General features: G+C 41.9%; 11 protein-coding genes. 10 read left to right on the forward strand and 1 reads right to left on the reverse strand.

Annotated features, from left to right (window positions below; genetic code table 11):
- Nucleotides 1-120: 120 nt before the first annotated feature.
- Nucleotides 121-552, forward strand: a complete 432-nt coding sequence (locus ACK1I8_RS04410) for a hypothetical protein (RefSeq protein WP_412468131.1) — start codon at nucleotides 121-123, stop codon at nucleotides 550-552.
- A 115-nt stretch (nucleotides 553-667) separates the two neighbouring features.
- Here ACK1I8_RS04410 and ACK1I8_RS04415 read toward each other — a convergent pair whose 3' ends face one another.
- Complete coding sequence (locus ACK1I8_RS04415) at nucleotides 668-1099, reverse strand: RidA family protein (RefSeq protein WP_412468132.1); 432 nt, start codon at nucleotides 1097-1099, stop codon at nucleotides 668-670.
- Between the two features lie 357 nt (nucleotides 1100-1456).
- Between ACK1I8_RS04415 and ACK1I8_RS04420 the strand changes: the two genes are divergently transcribed.
- The 9 genes from ACK1I8_RS04420 (at nucleotide 1457) to ACK1I8_RS04460 (ending at nucleotide 14157) form a co-directional block, all read left to right on the forward strand.
- Nucleotides 1457-3034 carry a phage tail sheath family protein gene (locus tag ACK1I8_RS04420; RefSeq protein WP_412468133.1) on the forward strand — a complete coding sequence of 526 codons (1578 nt, stop codon included), beginning with the start codon at nucleotides 1457-1459 and terminating at the stop codon, nucleotides 3032-3034.
- 37 nt (nucleotides 3035-3071) lie between these two features.
- The gene (locus ACK1I8_RS04425; protein WP_412468134.1) at nucleotides 3072-3536 is read left to right on the forward strand and encodes a phage tail protein; all 465 of its coding nucleotides are present in this window, start codon (nucleotides 3072-3074) and stop codon (nucleotides 3534-3536) included.
- Complete coding sequence (locus ACK1I8_RS04430) at nucleotides 3529-3999, forward strand: phage tail protein (RefSeq protein WP_412468135.1); 471 nt, start codon at nucleotides 3529-3531, stop codon at nucleotides 3997-3999. The genes ACK1I8_RS04425 and ACK1I8_RS04430 overlap by 8 nt, the downstream gene beginning before the upstream one ends.
- A gap of 209 nt (nucleotides 4000-4208) precedes the next feature.
- Nucleotides 4209-4820, forward strand: a complete 612-nt coding sequence (locus tag ACK1I8_RS04435; protein ID WP_412468136.1) for an RNA polymerase sigma factor — start codon at nucleotides 4209-4211, stop codon at nucleotides 4818-4820.
- 175 nt (nucleotides 4821-4995) lie between these two features.
- Nucleotides 4996-6015 carry a FecR domain-containing protein gene (locus tag ACK1I8_RS04440; RefSeq protein ID WP_412468137.1) on the forward strand — a complete coding sequence of 340 codons (1020 nt, stop codon included), beginning with the start codon at nucleotides 4996-4998 and terminating at the stop codon, nucleotides 6013-6015.
- Between the two features lie 41 nt (nucleotides 6016-6056).
- A complete protein-coding gene (locus ACK1I8_RS04445) occupies nucleotides 6057-9641 on the forward strand; it encodes a SusC/RagA family TonB-linked outer membrane protein (RefSeq protein ID WP_412468138.1) in 3585 nt (1194 codons plus the stop codon).
- A gap of 11 nt (nucleotides 9642-9652) precedes the next feature.
- Entirely contained in the window at nucleotides 9653-11050 is a 1398-nt protein-coding gene (locus ACK1I8_RS04450) for a RagB/SusD family nutrient uptake outer membrane protein (RefSeq protein ID WP_412468139.1), read from the forward strand.
- Nucleotides 11051-11101: 51 nt separating this feature from the next.
- Nucleotides 11102-13084, forward strand: coding sequence for a TlpA family protein disulfide reductase (locus tag ACK1I8_RS04455; protein WP_412468140.1), 1983 nt, complete (start codon nucleotides 11102-11104; stop codon nucleotides 13082-13084).
- Complete coding sequence (locus ACK1I8_RS04460) at nucleotides 13084-14157, forward strand: alpha/beta hydrolase family protein (protein ID WP_412468141.1); 1074 nt, start codon at nucleotides 13084-13086, stop codon at nucleotides 14155-14157. The genes ACK1I8_RS04455 and ACK1I8_RS04460 overlap by 1 nt, the downstream gene beginning before the upstream one ends.
- Nucleotides 14158-14190 lie beyond the last annotated feature (33 nt).

The raw sequence follows: 14190 nt of genomic DNA on the forward strand, positions 1-14190 counted from the left end.
GTCTGGTTGAAAAGATTTAGTTTCGCTAAGCTTCGGATTCCAAACTGCGGCGAACGACAAGGTACAAGCGGGTTTTAGCTGGCATATTTATTGTTTATGGTATAAACTTAAATGATTGATATGAACAGATTAGCAATAGTAGTGATTGGACTGATGTTATGCTCTGCCTGTGGAGAACGAGCCGGCAATTCAGAACAGAAAGGCAAGCAAGATGCTGTAAATGTTGGAGCAGATAAGGATGAACATGGCTGTATCGGATCAGCCGGGTATACCTGGAGCAAATTAAAAAATGATTGTATACAAATTTTCGATGCAGGATTTCGATTGAATCCGGTAGCCATTGAAAAAGACAAGGAGGTGATCAGTGCTTTTGTGCTGATGAGTAATGACCAATCCAAGATAGAGTTGTTTCTGCCAGATGATGATCAGCACTCCATACTTTTAAATAAAACCGGAGATTTGATTTATGGTAATGATACTTACCGCTATGATGCGAAAAAATCAGTTCTTTACGTTAAAGATCAGGTAGCCTATAAAGGTAATGTGGAATAAAATGTTGAATCATCTTTATTTTAAAGCGGTCATCACGTAATGGTCGCTTTAAAATAAATAGTAGTAGTTTTTACTAACTTTCTAAACTATTGGAAGCAGATACTATTTGTTTCTGCTATTTTGGTAAGTGGGCAATTAATTCTACTTCCAGTTTTGCATCCTGCATATATAGCCGTTCAACCTGAATCCAGGTGGCTGCCGGAAAATCACCGTTATAAAATTTTTTCCTGGCATAATTGTACTTTTTCATGGTTTCAATATCCGTGGTAAACAAATTTTCTTTCACCACATTTTCAAATGTAGCGCCATAACTCGCTAAAGATGCCGCTAAGTTTTTGTAAACAAGAGTAATTCCTTCTGGACTAAGATTAGTGGTTACAGCACCTGAAATGTAAAGAATATTATCTACTTTCAAAACCTGCGCATAACCAGCTACTGTATCTTGTTTCGAATTATTCCAGTGCCATTTTTCCTTTTTAATTTTTGTGTCTTGTGCAAAAAGTTGATTAACAGTTAATAAAAGGAAAATGGAAAAAAGATATTTCATGATTAATTTTATTGATAATGTTTCGGTTGATTTTTTATTTGTAAGCATGAGCGATTTCAAACTTTTAAACATAAAGATACGCCTTAACAATCACCTGTTAAAATTTTATGGAGTCCTGATTTAAGCAACTGAACGGTTATAATAATTGACTGTTAATGCATGTCGCTAAAATTGATTACGAGTTTAAGTACACACGTTGTGAATAATAAGATAGGTTAACCGTTTCTACACATTTATGCTAATTTTGTTTATCATGACAAGTGCGGCCGATTACGTGATAAGGAATGGAAATAATCATGTTCTAACTGATCTGTAACCAATATGTTTTTAACCATCAATCATTAAAAAACAAATTTTATGACTTCATCTAATATTAACTCTCCCGGGGTTTACATCAACGAGCTTAACGCTTTCCCCAATTCGGTAGTGCCGGTTGCATCCGCAGTACCTGCCTTTATCGGTTATACACCACAGGCCGTGTATGAGGGAAAATCTTATGCCCGTGTAGCGCAAAAAATTACCTCGTTTTCCGATTTTAAAGCATTTTATTGTTATCCCGATCCACCTGCACCCGCTAGTAAGGCAAAACAATATAATCCCGGGTATTACCTGCTGCAACAGCAATCGAAACCGGCTGATCCCGATTGCATGGTCATCAATGGCAATTATTATTCGGTTCTTCCAGATCCTAACACCATTTATTACCTCTATAATAGCGTAAAAATGTTTTATGAGAATGGTGGTGGTGATGCGTATATCGTTTCTGTCGGTACCTATGGCGAACCATCTGATAGCCCCATCGCTTTGGGAACGCCACTGATTAATCCTAATGTAAAACTGAAAGATTTAACAGATGGATTGGCCTTATTAGTGAACGAACAGGAACCAACCATGTATATCTGCCCTGAAGCTACCTTGCTCTCCGTAGCAGATAACGGTGCATTAATGCAAGCCATGTTACTGCAATGCACGGAAACACAAACAGCCATCTCTATATTTGATGTAATTGGGGGTAGAAACCCTGACCCCATGTTATATACAGAGGCTATCCAGACGTTTAGGGGTAATACGGGGCAAGTGGGGCTTAATTATGGGGTAGCATATTATCCTTTTATTGGTACAGTTACTATGCAAACTTCAGATATCGATTATACGAATCTGTTTGGTGGCGATACTAAACAGCTGGCTGCTCTTTTAAATCCGGCCGATCATCCCAATCCGGCTGCGGCTCAGATTTTAGCCAATATGGAAAATCCCTCGGATACAACGTTAACAGTGGCACAATACCATAACGCGCTAATCAATGCCAGCGAAACTTACCGTAATATCATCAATCAGGTGCTGGCTGTTGCCAATATTTTGCCTCCAAGCGGTGCTATAGCCGGTATAATTAACAATACCGATAACCAGATTGGGCCATGGAAGGCGCCTGCAAACACCAGTATAGTTGGGGCATCATCGCTTCCCATCAATTTAACTGAAAACCAGCAGGTAAACTTAAATGTTGATGTTTCCGGTAAATCAATCAATGCCATACGCTATTTTAAAGGCATAGGTATTTTAGTGTGGGGCGCGCGTACCTTAGATAGCAATAGCCTGGACTGGAGGTATATCCAGACAAGGAGAACCATCACTTTTCTGGAACAATCTTGTAAACTGGCCTGTCGTAGTTATGTTTTTCAGCCCAATGATAAAAATACCTGGGAGGCTGTTAAATCCATGCTCAGTAGTTTCTTAACCAACATTTGGAAAGAAGGCGGATTAGTTGGACCAACACCTGCCGATGCTTTTTCGGTAGACTGTGGTTTAGGTACTACTATGACGGGAGATGATGTATTAAACGGTTTCATGACAGTGGTAATAAGTGTAGCGCCAATCCGCCCTGCACAGTTTATTGAGTTCACTTTCCACCAGCAGATGCAGGTAAAGGGTTAATGATGATCCAACAATAATATTCAATTAAAAATATAAAATGATGACAGATGATGGCAGCAAACAAGGCTCAACGTGGCCTATGCCCAAATTTAGGTTTGAGGTAGATTTTGGAACAGAATTAAAAGGTGTGGCCTTCCAGGAAGTTTCAGGATTAAATATGGAAACACAAATTATAGAATATCGGACAAGCGACAGTCGGCAGTTTTCAACCATAAAAATGCCTGGTATTGCAAAGTATGGTCAGGTAACCTTAAAAAGGGGAATTTTTGCAAATGACAAGACATTCTGGGACTGGTTGGACAAAATTAAGATGAATACGGTTAACAGAAGAACCATCCTGATCAAGCTGTTGGATGAAAGTGGTAATATGACCATGCAATGGTCGTTAAATAATGCATGGCCAACCAAAATAACCAGTACCGATCTGAAATCGGATGGTAATGAGGTAGCCATTGATACCATGGAAATTGCACACGAACAAATCACCATTACCAATGGCTAATAAAAAAGATTCGGAAGGCTTTTGTTTCGAACTTTCTTTCAAAGGAGAAAATATTGCTTTTCAGGAAATAACAGGCATTTCTAAAGAACTCAATTTAGAAGATGTTGCATATGGAGGCGAAAACAGGTTTAAATATCGTTTACCTGACGTTTCTTCCGGTCAGAACCTGATACTTAAAAGAGCTGTAGTTTCTGAAGGGTCTTTACTGAACGATTGGTGTGCCAGTTGTATGGATGGTGGATTGGATAATACCATCATTACGCAGGATATCAGCTTAAGTTTACTGGATAGCACGGGGAGGGTATATGTAAAATGGGCTTTTCATCATGCTTACCCGGTTAAATATTCGGTTTCAGATCTCAAATCTCAGGAAAATACAATTATAATTGAATCTATCGAGCTGGTTTACAATTATTTTCGGGTTATCGCACCAACCACTGCGTCCGGAAATGAATTTAATTAAGCTGCCGCTAAATCAGAGCAAACCATCCGGCAGGTCTGTTATCGGATGCATAACAGACCTGTTTGAACCAGTGATAAGGGCACCAACTACAAAAACTTTTATCATCAAGCATTTGAGGTTGTTCTTTTGGTTAAGCTCCCAAAAGAAATCCCCTGTTAAAAAGTCCTTTTTTGCAAAGGAGTTGTATCTTTGGTTATCAACAACCCAACTTGAACCCTGAACTTTCGGATACTGCCCTTTGGTCCCGCTTGCTTAATGGCGAGGAAGATGCCCTGGATCTAATCTACAAGGAACATTTTCAGGCTTTGTACCAATATGGAATGCGCATGCTCCATCAGGAAGATGAGGTGAAAGATTGCCTGCATAATCTTTTCGTTAAACTATGGGAAAACCGGAGAAAATTAAATCCGACAACACAGATCCGCTATTATCTGCTTGCTGCCCTGCGAAATACCATCATAAACCATCGGGCAAAGGAATCGAAGTACGAGAAAATTGAAGCGAACGACAATCATCTGTTTGATCTGAACTTCACGCTCGAATCGGCGTACATCCGCAAAGAAATAATGCACGAAAAAGCGGCACAATTAGCTGCTGCTATGAATCTGCTCACCCCAAGGCAAAAAGAAATCATTTACCTTAAATATTTCGAAGAACTGGATTATAGCCAGATTGCAGAAATTATGGGTCTGACCACTAAGGGTACTTATAAGCTTAGTGCCAGGGCACTGGAAGCCTTACGCGAGATCATGAAGGTGGATAAAACCTTATTGGTATTGCTCTTATTGGAATTCAACAAACTTCATAAGTGGTATTTCTAAATGAGGTAAACCAAACCAAAGTTCGTTGTAGCATGTAATCGAGTATCACGGCCCTTTGTCAGACCATCCGTTGCCCCGCAGGAAAATATTTTCAAAATAATTAAAATTCCGTGGGGTAATTTCCTTTTCTTTTCTGTTTGTATAATCGTATGGCCACCATTGGTCAGACTGTTTTATGACCAAACAAGATTATACTACCTTTACGATAAGCGATTTTTTAGAAGATCCTGATTTTCTGCGTCATGTTAAATATCAGTTGCCGGAAGACAGGCTTTTCTGGAAAAACTGGCAGGAGGCAAAGCCGGAGAACCTGGCTGCATATTTGGCTGCAGAGTTACAGCTCCAGTTGATGCTCAGTCCAAAACCTCTTAAAACTCCTCCCGGTTTGGAAGAAAATCTGTTGGCCACTATTCATCAATCTATAGCGAAAGGTCACAAGAGATTAAGAATCAGAAGGCAACAGTACTATTGGGCAGGTGGTATAGCTGCCAGTTTATTCATGGTATTATTTATCAGCTGGTTTTTCAACGCTACCGTGCGTATTCATACAACCTATGGCGAACGTAAAAAAATTACGCTGCCAGATGGTTCTGAGGTGATTTTAAATGCCAACTCTACCTTAAGTTACCCGAGAGCCTATGCCTGGAAACAAAACAGGGCAGTTAAGCTTGAGGGCGAAGCTTATTTCAAAGTCAAACACCTAAATCGTGATATCGCTCAGGTGAAAAGGGGCGAATTGTTTACGGCACAAACGGGAACCATAGAGGTGCAAGTTCTGGGCACGACTTTTAACATCAGAGAAAGACGGGGCATGGCGCATGTTGCCTTGATAGAAGGAAGCGTACGGGTCCGCTCGGTTAAAACCGGGCAGCGTTACCAGATGAAACCCGGCAACGTAGTACAGATAAATAGTCGCAACGGTTTGTTAACTGTTGAAAAGCAAGGTTCGCTACAACAATCAGCCTGGACAGATGGCCGCTTAATTGTTAATCAAACCACTGTTAACGAAATCCTGCGGGATTTCGAAGATGTTTATGGTTATCGGGTTATCCTGGATGATCCTGCACTTGGTGATAAAAAGATTGATGGCAGCATTTCGATCAAAAGTGAAGAGGGCTTACTCTTTACCCTGAGCCATATTTTAAATGTAAATATCCAAAAACAAGGCAAAGTTATTTATCTGAAAAACAGGTAATACCCGCCTATATTATCAAACAAACAACCAAACTAATCAACATGAACAAAAACTTTACCAGACCCCTTTATTTCCTGCTGGTGGTATTGCTGGCTTTTGGTGCTACATTCCAGGCCGCTGCACAAGACAAGCAAATCAGTCTGCAAGAGGCGCTTGATGCCATTTCGAAAAAATACAAAACCAAGTTTGCTTACGAACACAGCATTGTACAGGGTAAAATGGCCTCTACTGCAGGTTTGAAAGCTAAATCGGTAGATGAAGCACTTAAGAATGTATTATACCCTAATCATTTATTATTTCTGTATGTGAGCGAAGGAAATTATACCATCGTGAGCAGAGACGGAAAAGGTCTGGAGTTAAATGCCCAGGCTAACCTGCCTCAAATCAGCAACAACGAAAGTAACGAATTTTACATTTACGGCCAGGTGGTAGATGAAAACAATAATCCACTGCCGGGCGTTACCATCAAATCTAATGGATCTAACCGGACGGTTACCACAGATGGAAAGGGAAATTACTCGATCTTTGTACCCAACACCACCACGTCCATCAGTTTTTCCTACCTGGGTTATCAAACCAATAACTTACCGGTAAATTCTGCTACCAGGAACCTGAATGTATGGTTAACGCCGGCTGCCGGTAACCAGCTGCAAGATGTTAATGTCGTTTCCAACGGTTATCAGGTATTGCCTAAAGAGCGTTCAACCGGGGCATTCGGGACTGTTACCGCCGATGATCTGAAAAAAATCCCTACCCCTAACGTAATACAACGCTTAGAATCATTGGTGCCAGGTTTGAAGGTAACCTTAAACTCTGATAATATGTTTACCTATGGCAATACCCAGCAGGCCATTAATGGGGGCACACGTACGCTTGGACGGTCGGATTATAACATGGCCATCCGGGGGAGCAATACCTTAAGAGGGGAGACTTTTCCGCTGATTGTGGTAGACGGAGCTATTATGGAACTGGACTTGTCCACGATCAATCCGAACGATATTGCCAACATTTCTTTTTTAAAAGATGCTGCCGCGGCTTCCATCTGGGGAACGCGGGCTGCCAACGGCGTAGTGGTGATCACCACCAAAAAGGGACGTACCGAACAGGCACCTGCAATAAACTTCTCCATGAACGCAGCTGTGGCGAATCATCCTGATCTGGCCTACCTGAAAATGATGAATGCTGCTCAGGCAATTGCCTATGAGCAGGATCTTGTGAACAAAAACTTAATTTTTGCACCCAGTGCAACCACGGCTCTAAGTGGCCCGGTGGCTGAAGCAACTGATCTGACTTTTAAGCTAAAAGCCGGAACCATTACCCAAGGCGCCTACGATGCTGCTATCAGTCGCCTGAGTGCCAGGGATAACCGTTCGCAAATAGATGATTACCTTTTGCGTCCGTCTAATAATCAGCAATATAACCTTTCTGTAAGCGGAGGAGGGAAAAGCAGTGATTATTTTTATTCTGCTTCTTATAGTAAAGAAAATCCCTACACCAAGGGTACCGAAGGGCAGCGCTTAACCTTAGCCATGAACAACAATTTTAAATTGTTTAAAGTCGCTACACTATCTACAAATTTCAGGGCCTCTTTCTTTAAATACAAAACCGGAGCGATAAGTCTTTACAATCTGTTCTCGCCATCAGCCAGTACTTTTATGCCTTATAATCAACTCGTAGATGAGAACGGTAACCGGACCGCTTATGCAACCGCCTACTATTCTGGTTGGGTAGAGAATCTTCAAAACCAGGGTTACCTGAATTGGAAATACAGCGTGCTGGATGAGATGGACAATGTAGATAACGCCCAAAATGAAAACAACTATAATTTCAACCTCAACCTCAACGTTCCTGTTTTTAAAGGGTTATCTGCCAATGCTTTTTTTGCCAATGAAAGAAGTTTTGGCTATACCAGAAACTATTATAATGAATCAACTTTCTATTACCGCAACCTGGTTAATACCTATACGCCGATCCCTACCTCAGGAAGAGCGGTAAACAGTATCGGACTGTCTCCCGGTAGTGGTATTTTAACCAATATCAATAGTAACAATAACAACTATACCCTCAGAGGCCAGTTAAATTACGACCGGACTTTTGGCACTGACCATCAGTTAACCATGGTTGCCGGTTCGGAAATCCGTCAAACCAAAGCAGGGCAGGGTACAAACGTACTTTATGGCTATAATACCGGAAACGGAATTTCGAGAGCAGTAAATTTCTTTACACCTTATGCCACCGTTCAGGGTTTCAACCAGGGATTGCCGGGCAGTCCGACACAGCAGGATAAGGTAAGAAGATACCTTTCTTACTACAGCAATGCAGCCTATACCTATAAAGGAAAATATACCCTTTCCGGAAGTGTGCGTTATGATGATTATAATAACTTTGGGCTAGATCGTAAATTTAGGGCTACGCCGTTATGGTCTTCCGGTTTAAAATGGGATGCCAAAAAAGAATCCTTTCTGAAAAATGAGAATTGGTTAAACGGCTTAAGTTTGCGGGCAACTTATGGTGTAAATGGAAACATTTCTACCAATACTTATCCTTTTACCTGGATCAGTTTAGGTTCTGGCGATGGTGCTACCGGTTTACCGAATGCCAGCATCCTTGCACCGGCCAATCCCGAACTAAGATGGGAGAAAACATATGTAGCCAACTTAGGACTCGATTTTGCCTTACTGGATAATCGTTTATCGGCTTCAGTAGATGTATACACCAAAAGAGGTAAAGACCTTTTTTATGAATTTCCGATTAACGGAACTTACGGTTTTACCTCCATTTTCAGGAATGTGGCCTCCCTTTCCGGACATGGTATGGAATTTAATCTCAACGGTGCCATCATCCGCGAAAAAGACTATGACTGGAATGCAGGTGTGAATTTCGCCTATAATACAAATGAAATTACGGATACCCGTTTCATTGTCAATTCCTCTTTTCTATCGAACCCGGCCTTTGGTGGTGTGCCTTTAAATGGTTATGCCACAGATAAAATCTTTGTGTTCCGCAATGCCGGTTTAGATGCCAATGGATTAACACAGGTATTTGATCAGAACGGAAATAAAGTAGGCTCGAACCAGAATGTAACTTCTATTGATGCGCTGGCCTATGCCGGTCGCAGCACACCCCCATATTTCGGTAGTTTTAACACTTCCTTCCGTTATAAGGCTTTCACCCTTTTGGCCGTAGCCACGTACCAGTTTGGAAATGTGTTTATGCGTCCGACTATTTCGGCTTATCCATCCTCAAGAACAGGCGTAAAATATGATCTGCATGAAGATATCACCAGACGCTGGACCAAGGCCGGCGATGAGGCCTTCACCAATGTACCGGGTGCGGCAGGTAGCTTTGCCCCCACCAGTTTGCTGCGTTATCAGCAATCCGACATTAATGTATTGAAAGGCGATTATATCCGTTTAAGAGAACTGGGATTAACCTATCAGGTTCCGGTAGCGCAACTCCATTTTGTCCGTTCCGCTAATGTGGGCTTTTCGGTAAGAAACCTGGGCCTGATCTGGAGGGCTAATAAAGAAGGACTGGATCCCGACTTTGTTGGCGGTTTAAGTTCTACAACGCTCGGACTTCCTTCAGCAGTGTCTTATAACTTCTCGCTTAATGCTAACTTTTAATCTGATTGAAAATGAATTCAAAATATAAAATCTTTACTTTCCTTTTAGCCACTGCCACACTGGCGGGGTGTAAGAAATTTGTTGATATTAAAACCCAGGGACAGCTGGTACCCAATCAAACCATCAATTACCGTTACCTGCTTAATAATACCTCCAATTTTGAAACAGTAGCTAACCTGTCTGATTTCGCCTCCTCAGATATTAACCTGAACGATGCTGCACAACAAACAGCACTTTCAGGATCGCTGAATTACAATTATCTCGTAGCCAGCTATACCTGGCAGCCGGTCATCTACCCAATAGGGTCAAATGTGGAACAAGACCTGAACTGGAACCGCTTGTATGCTAATGTATTGAATTGTAATACCATTATTAATGAATTACCAGGCAGTGATGGCACGCAGGCAGAAAAAGAAGCGTTAGCCGCTGAAGCCCTGGTGCATCGGGCGGATAGTTATCTTAACCTGGTAAATACATACGCAAAACCATACAACGCCGCAACTGCGGGATCCGATCTGGGTGTGCCATTGATCCTGAAACAAACCTTAAGTCAGAAACTAAACCGCGCTGCTGTGCAGGAGGTGTATAACCAGATCATCAGCGATCTCAATAAAGCAATTCCGGCACTGCCGCAAACGCAAGCCTATAATACCTTACCTTCAAAAGCTTCGGCCTATGGCGAACTGGCCCGTTGCTATCTGCTGATGAAAGATTATGTAAATGCTGGCCGATTTGCAGATGAAGCACTGAAATTAAGAAGTACGCTGAATGATTTATCAACACTTTCAACCGTAAGCAGTGCAAATTATCCGAGAAGAATCGCAGACCCTGAAATATTGCTATCTAAAGTGCCTTTTAACGGAACCTTAAATTTCTTCCCAACGGTATTAAAACCCAGTGATGAGTGGTTTAACCTGCTAGGAACTAAAGATCAGCGTTATACTTTATTTACCACACCTGCATCAAGTATATCATCGAGCCTGAGGGGAAGGGTTTATACCAAAGAACGTGCTATAGGCGAGACAAGAAATGAAGGCCCTTCTGTGCCGGAAATGATGCTGATCCGTGCTGAAGCCTATGCGCGTGCCAATGATGCGGTCAATGCAATGATCTGGGTAAACAACCTTCGCATTAAAAGATTTAAAACTGCAGATTACACATCTTTAACGGCAACTGATGCCAATGACGCCCTGAACAAGGTAATGGATGAGCGCCGCCGTGAATTTTTCGGTACCTCCCTACGCTGGTGGGATATGCGCAGGTTAAATAATGAAACGAATTTCCAGCGAACTTACACACGGGTATTTAATGGTACCACCTATACATTGGCGCCAAACAGTAACCGTTATGTATTTCCAATTGCCGAATATTACCGTTCGTTAAACCCTGAACTGGAACCAAATCCATAATTTATTACTTATTACATGGCACAGTGTTTACTGTGCCACTAACTAAAAAGCATGTTAAAAAAAATCCTGTTCCTGCACATTTTACTGGCTTTCTCCCTTGTTGTTTATGCACAATCGCCTGCAGCGTTTAAGGTATCTCCCGAGAGACCTGAAAGTGGTAAGCCCTTAACCATTACCTACGATGCTTCGCAGACACCACTGTCTGGTAAAAAACAGGTAAATGCCGTGGTTTACCAGTATATTAATTATAAGTGGAGAGCCGCAGATCTAAAACTTAATGGGGTACCGAATCTTTGGAAAGCAACCCTTAATGTGCCTGAAGACTGCGGTTTCCTGGGTTTTAAATTTACTTCAGGAGATCAGATTGATAATAATCGGGATCAGGGTTATTTTGTGATGTTAGCTGATCCCAAGCGAAAAGGACTGATTGCGCCTGGTGGTTACGCCGGATGGGGCATGGCCCGTTCGCCTAAATATGGTATGGATATCCCGAATTATATCAAATTTGACGGAATCAGCGATTCGGCTACCTATCATTGGCTTAATCAGGAGATCAGTTTTAATCAGCCATCAAAGTCTATACTGGCTTATCCCTACGCTTCAGCTTTAAGGGCCACCTATAAAGACAGTGCAACCCCACGTTTACAACGGGTAATGGCTTACTTGAAAAGGCCTGATGCTAGTGAACTGGACTTATTTAACGGCCGCCGGATAGCACAATATCTTTTAAATGATAAAAATACAGCCGATTCTATCGAAAAAGTATGGTTGCAACGTTTTCCAAATGGTAGTCTTGCCCGTTTAGCTGCCTATAAAAATATTGCACAAAGCCGTGATATAGCTACAATTTTGGCTGCCTCAGAAAAGTTTCTGAAAGATTTTCCCGAATATCAAAGCAGCCCGGAAATCGATGCCCAAAATCGCGTGAATTACGGTATGGTATACCAGAATATCATAGTTTTTTCTGCTGTACAACATCCGGACGGTAATGAAGTAGCACGATATGTAGATTCTTTATCTTTTGAAAACCTGCCGAACGTGTATTATAAGCTGATCCAGATTCCTTATGATAAAGGTAATCTGAACCGTTTAAAGGAATATTCAGATCTGTTGGTGAAAAGATTTGAATACTTCAAGATACACCAGCCGGAAAGTATGGCCTACCTTTCGCCCTTAGAATGGCAGAAAGAATATACCCGGCTTTTTGTAATTAATGTAAGTAGGGTATATGCTGGTTTACTAAACAAAGCTGGCCTTTATGCCAAGGCGCTCCAGGTTACACAGGAAGCGCAAAAAATCCTGAAATACAAACAAGCATCTATCAACAACGAGCAGGCTATTGCTCTTAAAAAATTGGGTAAAAATGCCGAACTGGAGAAGCTGCTGATCAAAAGCATGTTCGAAAATCAAAGTTCGACCGAAATGACGGCCATGCTCAAATCCTTATATGTCAAACGCAAAAAATCAGCTACCGGTTTTGAGGCTTACCTGGAGTCGCTAAAGAATCCTGCAGATTTGCAGAAAAATCATGAAAAATTAAAAGCCCGGATGATTAAAAAGGAAATGCCTACATGGAGCATGAAAGATATGAAAGGAAACACCGTTACCCTGGCCAGCCTTAAGGGTAAAACCATTGTAATGGATTTCTGGGCCACCTGGTGTGTACCCTGCAAAGCTTCCTTTCCCGGCATGAAACTGGCCGTAGAGAAGTACAAAAACGATCCGAGTGTAGTTTTCCTCTTTATCGATACAGAAGAATATAAAGCTGGCTTCCGGGATGAAGTTGACAGGTACATCAAAGATAATCAATACCCTTTTCAGGTCTTGTTTGATAACCAAACCGAAGGAGCCAAAACCAACGACGAAGTTTTCAGTCGCGTGGCCAAAACCTTTAATATTTCGGGCATTCCACAAAAACTGATCATTGATCGGAATGGCTTTTTAAGGTTTATTTCCATTGGTTATGGCGGAAGTGCAACCGCCCTGGCGGATGAAATTTCAAGCCTGATTGAACTGACTAAAAGCGCAGATTAATGGAGCGGAAAATCGTATCACTAGGTGTCTTGTTGCTGTTCGTCAGTTTGGCTTATGCACAGCGCTATCGTTCAGAAGAAGTAGTCTTCCACTCAGCAAAAGACAGCATCACCTATGGCGGAACCTTAACCATTCCAAAGGGCAGGGGACCATTCACGGCGGTTGTAATTGTTTCTGGTACGGGAAAACAAGACCGTGATGGTACCATGGGCGGTCACAAGATATTTCTGGATATTGCAGATGGATTGTCAGAAAATGGTTATGCCGTATTCCGGCTGGATGACCGGGGCGTTGGTAAAACCAGCGGTGTTTACGAGCAGGCCACTACACTTGATTTTGCCAATGATGCTTTGGCTGCCGTAGCCTATTTACGGAACCGTAAGGAGATCAATGCCAAAAAGATTGGTTTGCTCGGTCATAGCGAAGGGGGCATAGCCATTAGCATTGCTGCGGCAAACAGCAAACAGATCGCCTTTTTGATCAGTATTGCCGGGCTGGCTTCCAATGGACTGGATGCCCTGATTCGGCAGAACCGTGATCTGGTTGCAAACTCACAGCTGACGGATTATGACAAAGCACGTTCCAACGATATTAATGAATTGATGTTTAAAACTGCCTATCAATATGCAGACTCTGCCAATATGGAGGCAAAATTAAATGAAGCCTATAACTTGTGGAAAGTGAAAGATGATGCTTATTTCAAAACACTGAATCAACCTTTTGATCACTTCCGCTTTCCGGCATACAGTTATGTGAAAATGGCTACTACTCCCTGGTACCGTTTTTTTATCAAATACAATGCGATAAAAACCCTGGCGCAGATTAAAATACCCGTTTTGGCTTTAAATGGTGATCGTGACCTCATGGTAGCCGGAAAGGAAAACCTGCAACATTGGAAAGAATATACGCGGCGAGGCGGGAATAACCGTGTAGATACTGTGCTGATTCCTAATTTAAATCATTTGTTTTTGCCTTGTGTGGCCTGCAATCAGGCCGAAATTCCGTCGATTAAAGCCGGGTTTTCGGATGTGGCGATGAAACTTATGATCGATTGGCTAAAGAAAAGATTTTAGATTAGTTAATGATGACAGGGTCGGTAAGCAGGA

The organism is Pedobacter sp. KLB.chiD (assembly GCF_047040275.1).
Lineage (GTDB): Bacteria > Bacteroidota > Bacteroidia > Sphingobacteriales > Sphingobacteriaceae > Pedobacter.